The following is a 20,326-nucleotide window of genomic DNA, read 5'->3' as shown; positions in this document are numbered from 1 at the left end:
GGAAATGACATAAAAAAACGCGTTTTTTTCGATGGGAAAAACGAGGTGTAGCAGATTAGTCCATAAGGTCAGCCAGTGAATCCTTGTTCCCGAAGATAAGGCATTCGGGAACGTAATGGCTACCAGGGATAATAAATATGCTCTGCATGATCGCGAACAGGAGCATCATCTTCCAACAGGCGGGCAGACACGGTGAAAGCAAAATCAAAAATATGGCCTAAGCCTTTGCCGCTGATCAGATTGCCATCCACGACCACCGGCGCATCGACGTACTCACCGTCCGTGAGGTTTTGCCATAAATCCCCCGAACATACGTAGCGACGCCCTTTCAGCAAACCGTTTCCACCCAATACCCGGGCCGCCGCCGAGCAAACCGGGCAAATCAGCTTTCCGGCGTCATCATGACGGGTAATAAACTGGATAACCGCATCGCTGGTGGCCAGGTTAACACTGCCCTGCGGCCCTCCGGGTAATACCACAGCGTCATAAATCATCTCCTGGCGGGCAGTCAGTGTGCTGTCGGTCACCATTGGGATATCGTGATAGCTCACCACCGCGCGCGACTCAGCGCAGGCCAGCGTCTCAACGTCAATGTGCAGCCGACGCAGAATATCAATCGTGACAATGGCTTCAGCCTCTTCAAAACCGGATGCCAGTAGCACCGCAACCTTTTTCATACCTCATTCCTCGTATTATCGACATAATAAAACAATAAATGCCGAATTATTGATTCCGTTTGGTTATTGCAATTCATTAAAAATGATCTGGCGCAATAAATGGCGTCAAATAATGAGCAGCAACGTAAAGGATACTTCGCCGTGAAATTTAATTTTGCGACATGAAACACCATTTCATAATGAGAATTTAACTTTAACATAATTAAAATCATATCGTTACATTCAACATCGATCTACATCAAAACGTTAAGTTAGAAAATATTCTTATGACAATATGTAAAAAAACATAAATACGTGGTTTTAAGGATTTTCTTATGTCCAGGCTGGCGCTATGCTTATTTGCGATCGGCATAGAATTGCCTCATTGATCACACAAAGGACCGGCGGAACGGATTTATTCTGCTAACAGTATTACGTGTACGTAGATGTAAAGTGCAACGACAGCCCGTTGTACTGACGTGAGTAACGTACATTTCCCTTTCTGGAAATAAGGATATTGATATGGCTGCAGTTGGAATTGTTCATAAACTCAACACCCAAATGAACCTTGAGTTTTACGCATCAAACCTCTACCTTCACCTCAGCGAATGGTGCTATGAGCACAGTCTGACCGGCACCGCAATGTTTCTGCGCACGCAGGCGCAGAGTAACGTCACGCAAATGATGCGCGTGTTTAATTTTATGAAAAGCGCGGGCGCCAACCCCATTGTCAAAGCCATCGACGTGCCTGGCAATGAGCTGACTTGCCTTGAAGAGTTATTTCAGAAAACGCTGGATGAATATCAACAGCGAGCCAGCACGCTGTCACGCTTAACGAACGAAGCGGAAGCATTGAATGATGCCCCAACCGTTGATTTTCTTCATGATCTGGAAAAAGAACAGCAGCAGGATGGCGTGCTGTTACAAACGATTCTTGATGAGGTGCGTAGTGCCAAACGCGCCGGGCTGTGCATGGCGCAAACGGATAAGCACCTGCTAAACGTGGTTAATTACCAGCAGCACTAATACCTGGCATCACCCAATCTGCGCCTCCCTTTCCGCGAGGCGCAAAAAAACCTTTCTAAAACCTGAAACAACGGTTTATTTTAGTGAGACTCACTCTGCGGCGTGAATTTCAGTTCGATCAACGCAACGGCCTTTTGAATTGCGCGCATCGTAACCGGATCGGCTCCCGCTGGATGACTGGAAAAATCGATGCTTTTCAGCTGGCTGGACATTTTTTCCCGCACTTCTACCGGGGCAATAACATCAATAACATCCAGAATTTGCTTGATAACCAGCTGACAGGCAACAACGTCCGAGAGGAGTTCCTGATCGGCATTCAGTGTTTGGGACATAGTGAGCTCCTTATAGAAAGGTCGCCATAGTACCCATTCAGCGCGCGAAACGATAGCGGTGCCGTCATTACGGTTACGCTGAAAATAAAAAAAGATCCCGTGATTTCTTTTGAGATGGCAAGCACAACATGAGTAACGATTTAGCGGCTGAGAATAAACGTGGCCTCTCCCCGGCGGCATTGCTCGTTGCCGGGGCTTTTTTTATGGAGTTTATCGATGGCACGGTCATCGCCACCGCCCTGCCCGATATGGCAAAAAGCTTTGGCGTGCAGGCCGTCGATCTGAACATTGGTATCAGTGCCTATCTGATCACCCTGGCGGTTCTGATTCCTGCCAGCGGCTGGATTGCCGATCGCTTCGGCGCGCGCAAGGTATTTAGCCTGGCGCTGGTCATCTTTACCCTTGCTTCGATGCTATGCGGGTTAGCCACCAGTCTGGAAGGCTTTGTCGCAATGCGTATCTTACAGGGGGTAGGCGGCGCATTGATGGTACCGGTCGGTCGCCTCGCGGTGCTGCGTACCACGCCAAAACACCAGTTAATCACCGCCATTGCAACCCTGACCTGGCCGGCATTAGTCGCCCCCATCATCGGCCCGCCCCTCGGCGGGTTTATCACCAACTACGCTAACTGGCGCTGGATATTCTTTATTAACGTCCCGTTGGGATTACTGGCGATAACCCTGGCGTTACGCTTCATCCCCGATATTCATGACGATGAGCGCCGTCCATTCGATATTCCCGGATTTATTGCCACTTCTGTCGCCATGGTCAGCCTCGTGTATGCCATGGAGTTACTGGGATCGCAACAGCCGCAGGGCTGGTTGACTGCTGGGCTACTCACGCTCGGGATAATCACCTTCCTGTTTGCCCTGCGTCATTTTCGCCATGCTGCCTGGCCGATGATTCGTCTGGATGCCCTGCGTGTCCCCACCTTTCGCGTCTCCATGTACGGCGGGTCGCTGTTTCGCGCGTCTATCAGCGCCGTTCCCTTTCTGCTGCCGTTAATGTTTCAGGTGGGGTTTGGCATGAACGCCTTTCATGCCGGCTCGCTGGTACTGGCAGTGTTTGTCGGCAACCTGACGATTAAGCCCGCGACCACGCCGTTGATACGCTGGCTGGGCTTTAAGAAACTGCTGTTGGTAAACGGGGCGCTGAACGTGCTGGCGCTGCTGGCCTGCGCGTTGATTACCCCGCAAACGCCGGTGTGGGTTATTTTACTGATACTGTATCTGGGTGGCGTATTCCGTTCGATCCAGTTTACCGGCGTCAGCACGCTGGCCTTTGCAGATGTCCCCGCGCCACAGATGAGCTACGCCAATACGCTGTTCAGCACGGCCACACAATTAGCGGTGGGGTTAGGGATTTCGCTGGCGGCAATTGGTATCAGAATCGGCGATAAGGTCAGCGAGTGGCTGGCGCTGGGCAATATACCTGGCATTAGCTTCCGTCTGGCTTTTGTGGCGATTGCCCTTATTTGCCTGACTGGCATGGTGGATACGTTACGGCTAACCCGCGACGCGGGAAGTGCGGTGTCAAACAAGAACAGATAAGCCCGGACAGCCTGCGCCACCGGGCCAGCAACGTTTAGCCAATCATCTCACGGACAAACGCTTCGATAGATTTGTCCTGACAGTTTTCAAAGAAACACTGCTGGAAACGCGGGCCGGATACGGCGGTTTTCACCAGTTCAGGATCGATAGCGCGCAGGGTATCGAGATAGTTTTCTTTCACAACTGCCGCTTTAACCTGATTCAGAATTCCGGCGTTACGCACCTGCGGCTCTTTACGCTCCGGCGGATAACCTTCACCGTTACGCCCGGTGAACGCTTTCTCGAACATGTAGCGCACGTTCAGTTCTGCACCCCAGCCGAAACCTTTCGCGAACGCCAGGGAGAGCGCATTGCCGTTGTTAATTTGAGCAAACAGGAAGGCATCTGCCGGATCGAGGCAGTAGCCGCACACCACTCCCGGATGGATATTCAGCGACATCATAGCCCCCTGACCCGTACCACAGCCGGTGACGACAAAATCAACCGCTTTAGAATTAAGCAGGATACTGGCCATAATGCCAAGATGGATGTAGGTCAGATGATGGTCATTTTCGTCGCTCATTCCGACGTTAAACACCGGGAAGCCTTTCTCATCCGCGACGGCCTTAAGCTCGTGATAAATGATCGCGTTTTTGCTCGCCTGGCTGTTTTCCATCATCAATGCAATTTTCATTGTGTCTTCTCCTGAATACGTCGCGGGAATTCCGCCATAAGCCACCATAGTCAGGTCACATTACTATCTTGCAAATACACTTTCAAATTTAATGAAATTTGGTTTTAAAAAGCAATGGAGTGCTCACATTTTTTCCCCGAAACAGCAGATTTACCTCATGGTAAAGGCGTCGTTGTGATTAATCGCAGGTGATCGTCGAGTTATTCAGGCCATTGCCCGATCGCAGTGTATGCGAGGATAGCGTATCACCGAACTTTCAGAGCGATATCATGAAGACCCTTATCCTAACCCTCTTGCCGCTCGTGCTGACGGGATGCACTATCACTAAACAGGCACAGGTCAGCGAAGCCAGCGCAGTCACCGGCGTGGTTCGTCTGACTTACAACCAGGCCATGCTGCAAACGGCACGTACCGATGATTATGTTGCCCAGGGTACGGCAACGAAGGCGTGTCAGCAGATGGGGTACGCCAGCGCGATGGCATTTGGTCAGCCGGTAGCCACCTGCAGCATTTACGCAGGCTCCCTGTGCATGAATACCAAAATCACGCTCGCCTGGCAGTGCCACGGCGCGGTTGTCGCACAAACCCCCTCTTTAAATTATTAATTTGTCGACCAGCATATTGTTGCTGGTCTTATATGACTTCCCAACTTATATCACCGATTTAATATCGTTAATGCGTTTTATTCCCATTCGCATTTTTAATAATTAAATTTATTATTTTACCTTTTGCAAATAATTAAATAACAAATTATAGTGACGCCACATCAAAATATAATTAACGTTTGTGGAGCAGAACCATGCTGAAAACAGAAATGATCGACCAACTGAATGAGCAAATGAATCTTGAATTATATTCATCCCTGCTCTACCAACAGATGAGTGCGTGGTGCAGCTATCACAGTTTCGAAGGTGCCGCCGCGTTTCTGCGTCGTCATGCGCAGGAAGAGATGACGCATATGCAGCGTCTGTTCGACTACCTGACCGATACCGGCAGCTTACCGTGCATTAATACCGTGCCATCGCCGTTTGCTGAATATGCTTCTCTGGATGAACTGTTCCGTGTCACCTATGAACATGAGCAGTTGATCACGCAGAAAATTAATGAACTGGCACACGCGGCAATGACTCATCAGGATTATCCAACCTTTAATTTCCTGCAGTGGTATGTTGCCGAGCAGCACGAAGAAGAGAAATTATTTAAATCGGTTATTGATAAATTATCGCTGGCAGGCAAAAGCGGTGAAGGCCTTTATTTCATCGATAAAGAACTGGCCACGCTTGATACACAGAATTAATTGTGTTGGCTAACGGTGGCAATACACCACCGTTAGCCAAAAATCTTAATGGCGGCAGATCTTGCTTTCGTGCGTAGAGAAGCCGTCGTCTTTGGCAATAAACTTCCCCTTCGCCGCTAAGAATGCCACCAACTCAGCCGCCGTCATGCCTTGTGCAGAACAGGTATGAAAACACGCCTGCTCCCCAAAACGTGCCGTAATCGCCGCTTCAAGGCTGGCATTTGTATACTGTTCGCCAGACTCAATCATCATGTTGAGTACTTCGTGGCCGTGAATAGATTCCATACATCCTCCTCAATAAAGCCCGTAGCCTAATGTGAACCGCACCTCGCCGCTTTGCGCTAACGCAGAAAAATATCATCTGGAATACATCTTAACCACCTGATATTCGTAAACATTAATGTACAGCTATTGTAACGGTCATTTGACGAAAATAGCGTTATGCCTTACCCTGCGCCGCAGATACAACTGTTGACTATCTCTGGGACAGAGGAAAGCGTGAAGAATAGAACTCTGGGTAGTGTTTTTATCGTGGCGGGAACCACCATTGGTGCCGGTATGCTGGCGATGCCGTTGGCTGCGGCAGGCGTAGGATTTAGCGTCACGCTGGTGTTGTTGATCGGGCTATGGGCACTGATGTGCTACACCGCGCTGTTGCTGCTGGAAGTATATCAACACGTGCCGGCGGACACCGGGCTCGGCACGCTGGCGAAGCGCTATCTCGGTCGATACGGACAGTGGGTCACCGGTTTTAGCATGATGTTCTTGATGTACGCACTCACAGCGGCATATATCAGTGGCGCAGGTGAGCTGTTGGCCTCAAGCATCAGTGACTGGACCGGAGCCAGCATGTCCCCAACGATGGGTGTGTTACTGTTCACCTTTGTTGCCGGAGGCGTGGTATGCGTAGGTACATCACTGGTTGATCTGTTCAACCGCCTGCTGTTTAGCGCCAAGATTATCTTCCTGGTCGTGATGCTGGCGTTGTTGATGCCGCACGTCCATAAAGTCAATCTCCTCACGCTTCCGCTACAGCAGGGACTGGCGCTTTCCGCCATTCCGGTTATCTTCACGTCATTCGGTTTTCACGGCAGCGTCCCCAGCATCGTCAGCTATATGAACGGCAATATCCGTAAATTACGCTGGGTATTTATTAGCGGCAGCGCCATCCCGCTGGTCGCCTATATTTTCTGGCAACTGGCTACACTCGGCAGCATCAACTCATCAACTTTTATGGGGCTGCTAGCTGACCATGCGGGCTTAAACGGTTTATTACAGGCGTTACGTGAAGTGGTGGCCTCACCGCACGTTGAGCTGGCTGTGCATCTGTTTGCCGACCTCGCGCTGGCCACCTCTTTCCTCGGTGTGGCGCTGGGTCTATTTGATTATCTGGCTGACCTCTTCCAGCGTCGCAATACCGCTGCCGGAAGAATACAGACCGGCGTAGTGACATTCCTGCCGCCACTGGCATTCGCCCTGTTTTACCCGCGTGGATTTGTCATGGCGCTGGGATACGCAGGCGTGGCCCTCGCTGTGCTGGCGCTACTGATCCCGTCAATGCTGGTCTGGCAGAGCAGAAAACACAATCCTCAGGCAACGTATCGCGTAGCCGGTGGCGCACCGGCGCTGGCGCTGGTATTTATTTGCGGCATTGTGGTGATAGCGGTGCAGTTTTCTATTGCGGCAGGATTGTTGCCAGAAGTGGGGTAAAGAAAAAGGGGCTTGCGCCCCTGTTTCTTAGTGCAGACAGCACTGCTTATATTTTTTGCCGCTGCCGCATGGGCACGGATCGTTACGTCCTACTTTAGCATCGACTTTTACCGGAGCCTTAACCGGGACTTCCTGCGGATGTGCCATCCAGTAAGCGTGTAGATCGAGCGCCGCCAGACGGATAGCCTCAACGCTCTCTTCAAACGCCTCCGGGGTCAGTTTTTCCACCACCTCGAAGTTCTCTTCCGTCCCGTGCAGCGCAATTGCCTCAAGCGCAGGTTTTAACGAATCCGGCAACGCGGACCAGTCCGACAACGCAACGCCGCGCATATAACCAAAGCACCACTCTTCCACGATAGTCAGCTCATGACCTTCAATTTCACGCAGGCCAAACAGCGGTTCAAACTGCTCCGGAAATTCATCCAGGCGATCGGCCGTGTCGGCCATATGTTGAAATGCCAGGTTCATAAAACGCGCCATTTCTTTTTCGGATGACCAGCGAGGAACATACTGCGCGCCGCCCCAAATCGCAACCAGCCACTGCTCCGGCTCAATTTCATAAGGTGAGCTGAGCACCGCCGTCAGCAAGCCATCCAGCTCTGAGACATCCAGAATCGCCTTGTCCGTATTGTACTTGGTCAGTACATCATCCAGCCATTCCAGCTCGCTCTCGTTTAATGGTCCCGTTTTCATAACGCTTTTCCTTAGTCAATAATTCTTGCCTGTGATTATCTTACATGGCGTGTGGGATAACGGATACAAATGGCGTGGGCGGCTTACTGATACCGCCTGTTCAGGTTAACAGGAAACGGGGGTAATTCCGGTAGTCAACGCACAAAAGGGATCACAAAATCGCCGGCATTATATCTGCAACGCACAATAAAACCACCCGCAGGTGGCTTACTGTTGTTCAATACGGTTCAGCGTGGCCGTATATCCTGTTTTCGCTACCGCGTTGAGCAGCGTATCGGTAGAGAAACCTTGCGGAACGATGGCTTCTGCCTGACGGGTCTTTAGCGAAGATTTAGCTTTGATCACGCCGTCGGTTTCACGCAGTGCCTGGTTTACCGAAATGACGCACAGCGAGCAGGTCATATTTTGTATATCCAGCACCACTTTCTGATTGGCTGCCTGCGCCCAAAACGGCAGTAATAAACACATAAGTAGCGTCAATATTTTCATTCAAACACCTCGTAAAACCAGGCCACCAGCGTGGGGTAGAATAACACGGGCAAAATCAGCATCAGTGCGAACCAGTACAGCACGCGCATCTGCGTCAGGGTTAACCGCCCGGTGCACCACGGTCTTTTAGAAATATAGAGCCGCCAGAATACCCGCAATAGCAACCCTACCGTCAGCACCATCAGAGGAACACGTAAAAATTCAACGCGGGTGAATATGGCAAAGCTGGCCGCCGAAATACCAAACAGCAGATATAACAGCGGGCCAACGCAGCATAAACCCGCGGTGACGGCAGCCGCAGCGGCCGTCAGCAGAGTTAACCCCGCGCCCTTAGCGTTGTTCTGTTGCGACATAGCTGTAAGAGAACGCTTTAGGGTCATAGAAATTGATCGGATCGCCGTCAACTTCAGCATAAGGATAACCAAAGTTGTTCATCGCACCCTGCTCGGTTGCCGGATACAGTTCAAAATCGCGTCCGTAGTTGAAGCCCACCCAATTCATTTCCCAGTTACCAAACAGGTAAGCGTTGACGGCCTGGACATCGGCATCCTGATGGGCTTTTTTCTCTGCCAGACGCATTTTGGTCACGTCTGCCGGGTCACACGGCAACCAGCCGTAACCGGCCAGATAGAACTCAGCGCGACAGTGCTGCCCACCGCTGACATCAGCAACCCCTGCGCTGTCGGCTTTGCCAAACGCGCTTTTTGAATAGCGCTCTAGTTTATTGGCTTTCCCCAGGCGGATGCCAAACAGTTCACGCGCCGGAATTCCGCTGGCCCGAGCCAGTGCCACAAAAACAGAACTCATATCGGTACATTTACCCTTGAGTTTGCCACTTTTCAGGATCTCCGCGACGTCACCCGTGCCGCAGCCGATCACGTCATTATCACGCTCCATATAACGGCTAACCCACTCATAAATCAGACGCGCTTTTTTCAATGGATCCTGCTCCGCACCAGTAATTTTACGTGCGGTTTCCTGAACCAGTCCATCAATGGGGGTATGCGCTGTCGGCAACAGATACGGTTTAACATCCAGTGGGTAAATAATCTGTTCCGGCGCTTGCCAGGTTTTTAGCGCGTCATGTTTCAGCGGTTCCCAGTCTGACGTTTCAATCTCAATCTCGACCTTCATCAGCAATTCCCCCTGCGAATCTGGCCAACTGGCATACAGCGTTTTGGCGCCATAGTTGTTATTCGTGGTGACGTATGCCTGCTTATAGTTGCCGCTAAATACAAGGTTTGTCATCTGCTGAAACGCGGTGTCTACCGGTAACGGGATCCACAGTTTGACCACACCGCGCGAACCTTGCGGTGGATTGAGTTTATAGGTTTGTGATAACACGAAACGCCGACGCACCACTACCGCAACCGAGGGCTCAGCGGCGTGTACCGTCTGGCTAGTAATCGCAGGACCGACTAAACCGGCGGCGGAAAGGAGAACGCTATTTTTGAGAAACTGGCGACGTTGCATTGCTGTCTGTCCATATGTATGAGTTGAGCTACGGCAAGCGTAGGCGGTCATCACAGCAGACAGGCGCTGACATAAAAAGGCGAGTCGATGGGGATTATTCATCAATAACAGACCTGTTAACTGTGAATGAAAAGAGAACCGATTAAGCCACTTTCAGCTGTAAGAGTACAGGCGCAACAAGGAAAAAGACGAAGAATGCATAAAACAGGCAGGCTCCCTGACCTCTAACCTCCAGTAAAACTAAAACATAGAGACATGGGTGCCTAATTTTCGAGCTAACCCCCTTGCCCCTTCGCGCATAATCGTATCGTGATTCCAGCGAAATACGGGAGCTGCCAGTGGAGCCAGGTAATTCATCCAGCGAAGGGTGGTGCGTATATTCCAGTCGTACCTGACAATAGTCTCCTGACCAAGCGCAACAAAAGACCATACCCCGAGACCTTCAACCTCACCGCGGGCTTCTCCTTCGAGAAGAGAACACGGCAGAATTTTCAGTACGTTGATATCAAAGGTTAAACGATACGGCAGCGCCCCTTTCCAGGTATAGCGGTGCAGCGCCCCGATCCCCTGCACATCGCCTTTCTCAAGTTCGATGACTTGTTCCAGACTTACCCACCACTCAGGCCACTGGTCCGGATGCGAGAACACCTCCCAGACCTCCTGTAGCGACGCTTCAACCCGCCAGATGGTGGAGAACTGATATTCGGCCATGGACCAGACTCCTTTAGGGTGTGAAGAAATCGGCAGGAAAACGGAGGTTGACGATCATGGCGTCCATCAGCACCGTTTCCAGCGGTTTGCCCTCCAGCGTGTAGCTCACCACTTTGGCAGGCAGTCCATGATAGTTATCTAACCAAACGTCATAGCGATGAACGTCATCAACAACCATTGTCCCCGGTCCCACCACCGAAACATGCGTGACCGATCGTCCAGACAGATTCTCCACGCCAACGGTAGTAGTTGTCCCCTCACGCTGCAGACTCTGGATATTTCCCAGCAAAACGCCGATGTCTGACCGATCAACCCGGTGACCGTGCTCATCCTGGATCACTGAATTCGTGGGCGACAGATTTAACACAGGCAACGTCCCCACCCCAAATGGCCACAACGTCACTCTCGCGCTGACGGGGTTATAGGTCAGCACTGCGCCAGCATGCGGTTGGGTAAAGTCCATCCGCACGTAACCGGGTTTTTTATAGCTATAGCGAATAATTTTACGCTCCCCCGCAGTGGACGATGAACGCATAACCACCTGATAGGATTGTATTTTGTTAAAACTTTGTTGAGCGAAGATGATGGGATCTTGCGACAGCGCCGACGCCACGGCGGCGTTCACCGCTGCCGGGGACACTATCGTGCTAAAAATGAGTACCGCTGCAGACATTACCGTCGCAGAGAGTAAGCCTCTCATCAAAGCCTCCAGCATCAACATGGTCTGCAAACAGGCGCTATCACCTGTTACCTGTGTTCATTATAGGGGGAAATTCAGAGGCCCTGGCCGCCAGGATAATCATTATTAGCACAGACAGAGCGGCAGAATTAATCCTGCTTACGTCGGTTATCGACGCTGTAGAACGCTATACTTTAATAGCCATACTTTTATCAGGTATTCATCATGAAACGGCCACGGGTACCTTCATGCGTCGCCTTCACAATGCTGCTGCTGGCATCATTCTGTGCTACCGCCAGCACCTTGCAGGACCAGGCCGCAAGGGAGCGTGAATTAAGTACCACTTTGGCTGCCGGCAACAGCGTCATCATCATTGGAGGGACGGATGAATTCGGTTTCACTCTCAGAGCCCGCAACACGATCCACCGACCCTTTGCTATTCAGGACGGCATTGACGATCCCGTTATGTTTAACCGCTTTCAGAACCACATCTCCAATCCCGCCCGAGATGGCTTCAGGAACAACCCGGCTCGCGGAGGCTTTATGCTGAGTACGCCCATTCGTCGATAATTATGGCCGGTATAGTATTCACTTTTAATTAGAAGACGATAACATTCTGATGACAATAAATAATACACCCCCACAATAGCCACTTCATTCTGTACTGTTAGAATAAATACGAGGATAAATATATAATGATTAAGTTTTAATTTCACTTCAATATAAAATTGACATATGTAATATCGATTACTAGTGTATATAAACAGGCTTCGATTTTTAATAAATAGCACCACATGATTTCCGCCGTCCACAAAACGATAGATCAGTATTTATTCGTCTTGAGAGAATAAGAAAATGCGACAATCGACATTATCTGTTGCGCTGGAAGTGAAGCCCGAAAGTTACGAGCATTTATCCAACCTATTGAATAAACTACACGACAAACGGAATACCAATCGACAAGGCGCCACCGGCAAGTTTGCGCCGTTTTTGTCCTCCGTTCCCGTTTTACATTTTATGTCGCTCAGTCTCTTTCCTGGCTATGAGTACGATCCACTATTCGTTATCGAAGCCAATTTTGATGGTGAGCCAGGCCCCTTTTGGGCGCAACTTGAAGCCGCTATTGGCCCTGAGATCCGCAGTTTTCTGGCTTGTTGTAAATGCCCGCAGGATCGTCTCGGCCCCCTGTTCACTGCCATCATAGCTCCTGATTCACGTGCGCCACTCGCACCTTACCTCGAAGCACAATCACTGACCCCAACGGTCTACCACCATGGGAACCGAGGAATGACGCGTCGACGTATTATTGATGAATTCACGCTATTTGAACATGTACAGGCAGAACTGACTGACAATGATGCCACCTATCGCAAACTGGATCCCCTTGCGGTTCATCACCAACTGCGTACTGCATTGGTTGAACAATTTCCCTGGATAGATACGCCACCAACGCCCCGCATTTCGCACGGGGAAAACATCGGTGATTGGCTCGGGCTGGGGGCATTCGTGGTCGCGGTAAGTTTTATCCTTTCGATTCCTGGACTCATGCTCTCCCTTATAATGCCGCCAGTTTTCTCGTTCATTTTGCTGGGCCTTAGCCTTCTGCTTATTGCCGCATTATTCAAACGAATGAGCCGCATGTCGTCAGGCAATAAAGCAAAAACAAACGTCAGCTTGCAGAATACCTCTTTTGGGAGGCTTCTCTTTTTCTATCTCATTATCTATCTCACCACGGTGAGTATATTGGGGATCCCTTTCCTGATGATGATAATAGGCCAGGTTACCGCAGCAGCCTGGTTAGATATGCTCATCTGGTTAATACAGGGTTTATTAAGTATGCCAGTCACCATTGCAGCGATCCTTTTTTGGCTACGGACCCTGGAGAAAGCTGACAGTTCGCAAGATGCACCGTGGGTTCGTCCACGATTTCTGCGGGAAATGGCGCGTCGGGAAGATTGGATCCCTCAGAATCATATGGGGTCGGTTGTTCTCATCAAACCAGGTATCTTGCGCGCTATTTTAATTCGTACTGGACATCTCGGTCTAGGGTTGTTGTTACGTGTTACGGCACGTGACGGCTATCTTGGTTCAATGCGCACTATCCATTTCGCTCATTGGGCGCTGGTGAATAATAAGAGTCGATTAATGTTTCTCTCAAATTTCGATCAGACGTGGGAAAGTTACCTCGACGACTTTATTGAAAAGGCACATACCGGGCTCACACTTGCCTGGAGTTGTGGCGTAGGTTTTCCATCCACGCGATATCTCATCCTGGACGGGGCTAGTCGCGGTCGCCAGTTTAAAGAGTGGGCTCGCCACTCTATGGCGATTAGCCATTTCTGGTTCAGCGCCTACCCGACACTGACTACCGATCAGATCGAGCGAAATTACCGGATTGCGCTCGGTCTGCAAACCCATAGGATGACAAAAGAGAGGGCTGTGCAATGGATAAAAGACCTTTGACCGACAATTCCAACGACTCAGAGAGTTGGGCACTTGCATACCCACATAACAAAAATGTGCAAGGTCTTGTTGTCAGTGGTTTTTCGAAACAACCTTTTGCACGAGCACTATTTTTAGAATTTAAGTTCAGTAAAAACCACAAAGGCAATAGCTGGCTGAAGGCACTCACTTCCATCGCGCCAATCACGGATGCAGATGGACCAGATCCACGTTGTGCTGCAATAGGTTTTACCTGGTTCGGTTTATGCAAAATGGGACTCGATCCTGATTCACTGGAAAGCTTCGATCGCCCTTTTAAGGAAGGAATGTTTCAGGAAGATCGTCTTCGCCGACTTGGCGATCGTCGTGGAAACAAATGGAGCAAGACGGTGATCGACGGTGGCCCCAAATGGAGTGGCAACACGCCGCTTGATACTGCCGCGCATGACAGCACTGCGCGTCCTTTTCACTCATCTACTGGTAAGAAAACGATTGATGCTATCACCACCAATATCACCGTACATGCAGTGCTCCTGCTTTATGAAGATAACGATGCTGCCGTGGCTCAATGGGCCGTTCAAGTCACACAGATCCTTGCTCCTCATGGCGTCGCTGTCGTCCATCAATTGCCGCTTAACCGGACGAGTTCGACCAATGAAATAGAAAGAGAACATTTTGGGTTTGCTGATGGTATTTCTCAACCTATCCCCTTCGAAAAAGATGTTGTCAATCTGAGTCAAACACTGACTAAAAGCCATGATAGCGTCCACCTTGTACCGCTAGGTGAAATACTCATGGGGCATCCCAACGGACATGGTGAAATTGCGAAAGGACCGGTGGTGTCTGGCATAAGCTCTAACGTATCGGGCTCCGATCCCGGGAAACTGAGACCACACCCACGTGGAGAAAATTTTCTCGATTTTGGCTTCAACGGAAGCTATATGGTTGTTAGAGAGCTCAGACAAGATGTTGCTCAGTTCTGGATTTCAATGGACGAATGTGCAAAACACCTGAACAAGAGCCTTAACGCGGGAAGCAGCCCGGTCAATGCTGATTGGGTTGCAAGTCGGGTGATGGGCAGAGATCGTAATGGTCACCTTCTTTGCCCTGGAGGAGTCTTACCGGCTAACGCCTCCGGTCGCCCGGATAATGAGTTTCGTTTTTTTGACCGCGACAAAATGGGATATGGCTGCCCACTGGGTAGCCATGTACGCCGAGGAAACCCACGCGACGGACTTGCACCATCCTCCACGGATAAAGATATATTGCTGAACGCAGCTAACAGCCACCGCATTTTACGTCGGGGAAGAAAATATGGCCCTAAAATTTCCGACCCGCGTTGCGCAGATGCAGATGACCGCGGCTTATTGTTTATTTGTCTGAACACAGACATTGGCCGTCAGTTTGAGTTCATTCAGCAGACATGGATTCTAAACCCTAATTTTGCCGTTCTGCACAATGAAACCGACCCCCTGCTGGGTCCGTGCGGGGGTTTCACTATCCCCGACGAGCAGCTGCGTAAAATCATTGATGTAAAAAGCTACGTTCAAATGGTGGGTGGCGAATACTTCTTTTTACCGAGCATAGCGGCCCTTCGCTATCTGGAGGCTTTATGAATGCGCTAAGCTCAAAAGAGGTTCTCAGGCCACGTGCTGGCGGTCCCAAAAAATGGGCTGAACAAAGGGTCATTAAGATATTGCCCTATTTTTTCAGCATATTACGATGCGTAAAACCGGTATGGAATGTGGCGGGGGTTACTCTCACATCAAGGTATGACCACGTACGTGAAGTGTTTGCGACAGATTCCAAATTTGGCGTCATGTATAAACCGAAACTCGACATCATTATGGGTGGGGAACCTTTTTTTCTGGGTACTGACGATCTCCTTCAACATCAATATGATACTGCAGCAATATGCAAAGTCATTTTACCTGGTGATCTGCCACATCTGGCAGCCGATGTCGAATTACGGGCAGAACAGATCATAAAAATGAGCAAGGGTCAAATAGAGATCGTGAACGACCTCACACGTCAGGTTAGCTTCGATTTTCTCGCGACATATCTTGGGATCTCACCCCCCTCTAACGGTGATTTGCGGGTTTGGGCGACGCGATTATTTGAGTTTCAATTCGCTGATGGGGGTAATGATAAGGCGCTGCGAGCCGAAGTCGATGAGATTGCACCCGCCTTACGCGCCCATATTGATGCAATCATAACCCTGCGCAAGCAAAATAAGGGGGACGATGACGTGTTGGCGCGTTGTCTTACTCTCCAGTCTAAGAACGAGCCTGGCTTTAGTGACGTACAAATTCGTACCGCATTAATGGGAATGATGGTCGGCGGGCCTCCTCAGCCTCCCATGGTGCTTCCACAGGCAATGGAACAACTGCTACGACGACCACAGATTCTGGCAGAAGCACAGGCAGCCGCTCGCGATAACGATAATGAAAAACTGCGGCGCTATGTACTGGAAGCGATGCGTTTTGATCCTCTGGGGCCTGGTTTATGGCGCGTCGCTTTGGCTGACGTCACCCTGGCGCGCGGAACACCCCACGAGGTAACGATCAAAGCGGGATCTCAGGTGTTGGCAGCATTTGCTTCGGCAATGATGGACCCACGACGGGTTTCTAATCCAAAGACGTTCAATCCCGATCGTCCTGCTTCAGATTACATGCATTTTGGCTACGGGCTGCACGCGTGTTTTGGGCGTTATATTAACTTAGCCACCCTTCATTTGATGCTTAAACCACTGCTAAAACAACCCGGTTTACGCCGTGCCCCCGGAGCAGACGGAAAGCTCAGCAAAAATGGTCCTTTTGCTGAGCGTCTGGTTGTTCGGTATGACTGAACGAAGTAAGGACCAATAATATCTGTTGCTACAGGACAGCCTTACCGACTCGGGTAAAAAGCCTTACACTCAAGGCCTAGCTGACCGTCGGTAAGTGTATTACCGCTACAGCAGTCCAGTCCATCACGCCCTACATAGGTATTGTCTTTGCAAGCGGCAGGGAGAAGTTTTTTCCATGTTTGACCCTGACTGTTGATACCAGAACCCTGTAATTCGTAGGCACAATTGTGAGCGCGTTGCTCCGCAGGTGGCACACTTTGATTATAAGCATGCTCACCCTGCTGGAGACATTTTGCATACTTCGGTATATCTAATTTACGGGCAGATTCTGCTAATGCAATAATGTTATGGCATTTATTATTATCTGGAGTTGCAATACAGTTAATTCGCTTATCGAGGCTCTTTGCACTCTTCCTCATATTGTTACACGCCTCTGCCAGCAGTAATTGAGTTGGCGTTCCAGCGCAAACTTGCTGGTAAAATTTCGGCGTAAAGTCAAATGTATTGGCGTGTGGACCATTACCCCGATACATGACGTCTAAACATTGCTTCCCCCCTGATTCAAAGCAGATGTGGCACTCTTCATTCTTCTTACATGCCGCATACTTCGTCCCTGGGTTGTGCGCAAACTCTGTACCATTCATTGCTTTATCAAAAACGACGTGTGCATCGCAGCTACCCGGACATGAAACACCATCGGAGTACATCGTTATTTCTTTTACCTCTGCATTAGTGACGAGCGATGCTGAGAGTAAAATGATGGCAAGTCCTACTCTGAAAAACATAACACCACTCCTGAAGCACATTTATTTATAAATAGAGTAGTCAGCACTCAGGCTTTAACCTTAATAAATTATGTTGAATTTGCCATAAAACACGTTGCATAAAGTATCTGAAAACCACCGTTAATCTCGCGGTCGTACCAATTCGTGAATTTGCATTATTCTCACTTTTCACCACGTCAACTACGATAGTTTCAATTAAACCGTTGCGTCTTTGTCCTCGCTTTTTTGGTTAATACAATCGGAAAACAGGAATGGCTATGACTGTGAAATTGAGCTGGTCTGTGAAGTGTCATAAACAGTGCGTAACAGTATTGTTGATAGGTATGGCATTTGCCCTGCTGGTAATCGGTGTAGGATGCAACTCCATCATCGGCGGTACAGCGGAAGCCGTCTACCCGGACCTGGCTCAGCCTGAAGAAACAGAAGCCCCGATAACGTTCACCTCTTATCCCTCTTCAGTTGCGACGGAAGCTATTCTTGGTGGCCAGGCTGCAGGGTTAAACTGTTCAATTCCCTCACTCGCCAACAGAATATCATTTAAACACAGAGTAGGTGGCTCCGATATCTCACTACGCTTTCGTCAGGCCTGTGTGATACACGATTTTTGCTATCGCCATGGCTATGCCACTTACGGATATACTCAGGCAGACTGCGATACACAGCTGCAGCAGTCCGCATTCCGTTTATGCCGGCAACTTCAGGAGCAGCACGGTGATGCTCTTACCGATGTGCGGACGATGTACCGGCCCTGCGAGAAAGAAGCCAAAACCGTATTACTGGGCGTTTCGTTGAAGGGCGCAGGTTCGTTTCATGATCGCACCCGTTCGACCTATTTTGAATACGACCCTATGCCTGCCAAAGCTAACGACTATGTCGTCGGACGAGCGGTACCAGAAAACAGAGTCAGTGACCCAAATGCCGATTATGGCGTGCGCACTTTCCACTTCAAACGTAATCTGGTCAGTATGAGAATTCTGGGCAAAAGCAGCCAGAAAACTCAAACATACACGCCAGTTCCTGAAGCCAGACTTGCTACCCCTCCCATTTTAACCAGTATGGCTGATAGCGAAAGCAAAACACCAACCAGCCCAGGCTCGCTGGTATCGCTTGCCCGAGATGGGGCCAACGATACCAGCGTCAAACTGATCCGGTTTGGCTGGTTATCCAATGCCAGCCCCCTTCAACTGGCACTGACTCTCTGTCCTGGTGACAACATCCCTGAGGCTGATGACCCAAAAGCTAAAATCTATGCCTGCCGCTCTGACACTGATGCCTCGGTGAAAAAGTTTGCCATCGTAGAGGGGAAGCCAGTAATCGTGTCGCTGACACATCGTGGAACAGCAGGTGCCCCAAAGATAAACAGCGTCAAAATCGTCCAGCAAGAACTGCTGAAGCCAGAGGAGCGCAAAGATGACAAGATGACAGACTACCCGTTAAATGGTCCGATGGTAGCCATACGCAATCAGTACCGCTTCCTGTCCCACGATATGCTACTGGAAAAGGATGCCATCGGTCAGGCCAGTTGGGCGTGGGTATTTGCTCGCGGGGCTCCACTGAATAAGAATGGCACTTTTGGTGATGATGATAGCGGTAAAAATTACACGGATTATGTTACCGTCGCTCGCCAGCAACTGGGGAATAATCATGCCAATAACGTTCAGCGTTTTGCGCTCAATGTGAAAGAAACGGATGAACCCCTTTCTCTGGTACGTACAGATAATGCAGGCCACAGTGTGCTGGTTGGCATGGCGTGGTCCGAGGCAGATCTGAATCGGATAGAGAGTGATAAACCCGCAAAGCAGCCGCCGTTACTGAAGATCTGGCGAATAAACGCAGCGGCACCGCAGCCAGAAGCACGAGTGCTGCCCGTACAGATGCTGTCAGACACAACAATGCTTACGCCATTAATTGTACGTCTGAGTAGTCAACCTAATCCGCTGATTGTCATTGCGCAGGTGCAAAATAACCGCTGGCAACACGTTGAGACTCAGGCACAGGCTAACGATGATGTGCTAAAAATCGATTTCACTGTCGCAACGATCAAAACGGATAAACCGCTATATTTTGAATCGCCCACCCGACTGCATTGTGCACTGAGCCTGAATCGTCAACTCCAGTCACCTGACGCCAACGTGCTACGCAATCGCGTGTATAGTATTCTCAACGGGAGTACGGAAAAAGAAGTTCCACCGGAGACAGTAAGCGCCATTAAATCAGATCTGGCACAGCGCTGGCGGATGAGTCAGGTTATCGCCTCAGAACGAGAAGTGGTGACGGATAAACAGAAAGGCGCCACCGCTCACATGTTAGCCCTGACGATGGTTTTCCACGGTTTTCCGGCGATGTCGTTCCAGGTGCTGTTTAATCCCAAAGACAGCAAACTGCAATATTATTCATCCGACAACGAACCTCGATTTATCAGTTACTGCTACCAGGATAAAACGTAACACATTACTGCTTACCGCTTCCCCGTCCTCGCTCATATGCCAGACAGTACCAGGATGGCGCTAACCATATAACCGGCGTTATATTTACGAGAAACCGGTAGGTTTCAGACACAAAAAAACCACCCGTAGGTGGTTTCACGACACTGCTTATTGCTTTGATTATTCTGTTCTTTCCCATGGTACCCGGAGCGGGACTTGAACCCGCACAGCCTTACAGCCGAGGGATTTTAAATCCCTTGTGTCTACCGATTTCACCATCCGGGCTCGGGAAGAAATTGGAGGCGCGTTCCGGAGTCGAACCGGACTAGACGGATTTGCAATCCGCTACATAACCGCTTTGCTAACGCGCCGAAATCTTCAGGCTTTTCAGCCAACACCCGCAATATGCCGATGTTTTAAATTTGGAGCGGGAAACGAGACTCGAACTCGCGACCCCGACCTTGGCAAGGTCGTGCTCTACCAACTGAGCTATTCCCGCATGACCAAGCAATCTTGTTAATCACTTGATTTTGCTA

General features: G+C 50.0%; 21 protein-coding genes and 3 tRNA genes. 10 read left to right on the top strand and 14 right to left on the bottom strand.

From position 1 onward, the window contains the following. Positions 1-119: 119 nt before the first annotated feature. Positions 120-677: a DJ-1/PfpI family protein gene (locus JQ822_RS04545; protein WP_213132452.1), complete on the bottom strand. Its 558-nt coding sequence runs from the start codon at positions 675-677 to the stop codon at positions 120-122. 501 nt (positions 678-1,178) lie between these two features. On the opposite strand from JQ822_RS04545, the gene JQ822_RS04540 reads away from it, so the two are divergent. After that, a complete protein-coding gene (locus JQ822_RS04540) occupies positions 1,179-1,682 on the top strand; it encodes a non-heme ferritin-like protein (protein WP_213132451.1) in 504 nt (167 codons plus the stop codon). Between the two features lie 80 nt (positions 1,683-1,762). On the opposite strand, the gene JQ822_RS04535 is transcribed toward JQ822_RS04540, so the two are convergent. Continuing rightward, the gene (locus JQ822_RS04535; protein WP_135322286.1) at positions 1,763-2,014 is read right to left on the bottom strand and encodes a DUF2766 family protein; all 252 of its coding nucleotides are present in this window, start codon (positions 2,012-2,014) and stop codon (positions 1,763-1,765) included. Between the two features lie 128 nt (positions 2,015-2,142). Here JQ822_RS04535 and JQ822_RS04530 point away from each other — a divergent pair, with 128 nt between their 5' ends. Continuing rightward, entirely contained in the window at positions 2,143-3,564 is a 1,422-nt protein-coding gene (locus tag JQ822_RS04530; RefSeq protein ID WP_213132450.1) for an MFS transporter, read from the top strand. A gap of 34 nt (positions 3,565-3,598) precedes the next feature. Here the strand turns inward: JQ822_RS04530 and JQ822_RS04525 are convergent, their stop codons facing one another. Beyond that, the gene (locus JQ822_RS04525) at positions 3,599-4,237 is read right to left on the bottom strand and encodes an RpiB/LacA/LacB family sugar-phosphate isomerase (RefSeq protein WP_213132449.1); all 639 of its coding nucleotides are present in this window, start codon (positions 4,235-4,237) and stop codon (positions 3,599-3,601) included. Positions 4,238-4,506: 269 nt separating this feature from the next. Here JQ822_RS04525 and yecR point away from each other — a divergent pair, with 269 nt between their 5' ends. Both yecR and ftnA read left to right on the top strand, forming a co-directional pair. Beyond that, positions 4,507-4,842 (top strand): YecR family lipoprotein, encoded by a 336-nt coding sequence (gene yecR / locus JQ822_RS04520; RefSeq protein ID WP_213132448.1) that lies wholly within the window; start codon positions 4,507-4,509, stop codon positions 4,840-4,842. 194 nt (positions 4,843-5,036) lie between these two features. After that, positions 5,037-5,534, top strand: coding sequence for a non-heme ferritin (gene ftnA / locus JQ822_RS04515; protein ID WP_016153456.1), 498 nt, complete (start codon positions 5,037-5,039; stop codon positions 5,532-5,534). A 45-nt stretch (positions 5,535-5,579) separates the two neighbouring features. Here ftnA and JQ822_RS04510 read toward each other — a convergent pair whose 3' ends face one another. Then, positions 5,580-5,819 carry a YecH family metal-binding protein gene (locus tag JQ822_RS04510; RefSeq protein ID WP_213132447.1) on the bottom strand — a complete coding sequence of 80 codons (240 nt, stop codon included), beginning with the start codon at positions 5,817-5,819 and terminating at the stop codon, positions 5,580-5,582. 213 nt (positions 5,820-6,032) lie between these two features. On the opposite strand from JQ822_RS04510, the gene tyrP reads away from it, so the two are divergent. Further along, the gene (tyrP, locus tag JQ822_RS04505; RefSeq protein WP_213132446.1) at positions 6,033-7,244 is read left to right on the top strand and encodes a tyrosine transporter TyrP; all 1,212 of its coding nucleotides are present in this window, start codon (positions 6,033-6,035) and stop codon (positions 7,242-7,244) included. A 27-nt stretch (positions 7,245-7,271) separates the two neighbouring features. On the opposite strand, the gene JQ822_RS04500 is transcribed toward tyrP, so the two are convergent. The 6 genes from JQ822_RS04500 to JQ822_RS04475 all read right to left on the bottom strand — a co-directional run bounded on the left by JQ822_RS04500 (position 7,272) and on the right by JQ822_RS04475 (position 11,310). After that, a complete protein-coding gene (locus JQ822_RS04500; RefSeq protein WP_213132445.1) occupies positions 7,272-7,937 on the bottom strand; it encodes a YecA/YgfB family protein in 666 nt (221 codons plus the stop codon). A 207-nt stretch (positions 7,938-8,144) separates the two neighbouring features. After that, positions 8,145-8,426 carry a heavy-metal-associated domain-containing protein gene (locus JQ822_RS04495; protein ID WP_213132444.1) on the bottom strand — a complete coding sequence of 94 codons (282 nt, stop codon included), beginning with the start codon at positions 8,424-8,426 and terminating at the stop codon, positions 8,145-8,147. After that, on the bottom strand, positions 8,423-8,779 hold the full coding sequence (locus JQ822_RS04490) for a mercuric transporter MerT family protein (protein ID WP_213132443.1): 357 nt from the start codon (positions 8,777-8,779) through the stop codon (positions 8,423-8,425). The genes JQ822_RS04495 and JQ822_RS04490 overlap by 4 nt, the downstream gene beginning before the upstream one ends. Continuing rightward, positions 8,757-9,899 (bottom strand): transglutaminase-like domain-containing protein, encoded by a 1,143-nt coding sequence (locus tag JQ822_RS04485; RefSeq protein WP_213132442.1) that lies wholly within the window; start codon positions 9,897-9,899, stop codon positions 8,757-8,759. Before JQ822_RS04485 ends, JQ822_RS04490 begins: the two co-directional genes overlap by 23 nt. A 240-nt stretch (positions 9,900-10,139) precedes the next feature. After that, a complete protein-coding gene (locus JQ822_RS04480; protein ID WP_213132441.1) occupies positions 10,140-10,610 on the bottom strand; it encodes an SRPBCC family protein in 471 nt (156 codons plus the stop codon). Positions 10,611-10,623: 13 nt separating this feature from the next. Then, a complete protein-coding gene (locus JQ822_RS04475; protein ID WP_244848690.1) occupies positions 10,624-11,310 on the bottom strand; it encodes a DUF1571 domain-containing protein in 687 nt (228 codons plus the stop codon). A 204-nt stretch (positions 11,311-11,514) separates the two neighbouring features. Here JQ822_RS04475 and JQ822_RS04470 point away from each other — a divergent pair, with 204 nt between their 5' ends. The 4 genes from JQ822_RS04470 to JQ822_RS04455 all read left to right on the top strand — a co-directional run bounded on the left by JQ822_RS04470 (position 11,515) and on the right by JQ822_RS04455 (position 16,579). Beyond that, positions 11,515-11,859: a hypothetical protein gene (locus JQ822_RS04470; protein WP_213132440.1), complete on the top strand. Its 345-nt coding sequence runs from the start codon at positions 11,515-11,517 to the stop codon at positions 11,857-11,859. A gap of 285 nt (positions 11,860-12,144) precedes the next feature. Next, positions 12,145-13,752 (top strand): hypothetical protein, encoded by a 1,608-nt coding sequence (locus JQ822_RS04465; RefSeq protein WP_213132439.1) that lies wholly within the window; start codon positions 12,145-12,147, stop codon positions 13,750-13,752. Then, a complete protein-coding gene (locus JQ822_RS04460) occupies positions 13,734-15,347 on the top strand; it encodes a Dyp-type peroxidase (protein WP_213132438.1) in 1,614 nt (537 codons plus the stop codon). Before JQ822_RS04465 ends, JQ822_RS04460 begins: the two co-directional genes overlap by 19 nt. Continuing rightward, a complete protein-coding gene (locus JQ822_RS04455; RefSeq protein ID WP_213132437.1) occupies positions 15,344-16,579 on the top strand; it encodes a cytochrome P450 in 1,236 nt (411 codons plus the stop codon). Before JQ822_RS04460 ends, JQ822_RS04455 begins: the two co-directional genes overlap by 4 nt. Before the next feature lie 41 nt (positions 16,580-16,620). On the opposite strand, the gene JQ822_RS04450 is transcribed toward JQ822_RS04455, so the two are convergent. Continuing rightward, positions 16,621-17,364, bottom strand: coding sequence for a hypothetical protein (locus tag JQ822_RS04450; RefSeq protein WP_213132436.1), 744 nt, complete (start codon positions 17,362-17,364; stop codon positions 16,621-16,623). 257 nt (positions 17,365-17,621) lie between these two features. Between JQ822_RS04450 and JQ822_RS04445 the strand changes: the two genes are divergently transcribed. Then, entirely contained in the window at positions 17,622-19,811 is a 2,190-nt protein-coding gene (locus JQ822_RS04445; RefSeq protein WP_213132435.1) for a hypothetical protein, read from the top strand. A gap of 177 nt (positions 19,812-19,988) precedes the next feature. Here the strand turns inward: JQ822_RS04445 and JQ822_RS04440 are convergent. From JQ822_RS04440 to JQ822_RS04430, 3 genes are all read right to left on the bottom strand, one after another. Further along, positions 19,989-20,075 (bottom strand) — tRNA-Leu (locus tag JQ822_RS04440). 12 nt (positions 20,076-20,087) lie between these two features. After that, positions 20,088-20,161: transfer RNA gene (locus JQ822_RS04435), tRNA-Cys, on the bottom strand. A gap of 52 nt (positions 20,162-20,213) precedes the next feature. Then, positions 20,214-20,289 (bottom strand) — tRNA-Gly (locus tag JQ822_RS04430). Positions 20,290-20,326 lie beyond the last annotated feature (37 nt).

Origin of the sequence: Citrobacter sp. FP75 (assembly GCF_018342065.1) — a bacterium.
GTDB lineage: Bacteria > Pseudomonadota > Gammaproteobacteria > Enterobacterales > Enterobacteriaceae > Citrobacter.
This window is presented reverse-complemented; position numbering and strand designations above follow the sequence as displayed.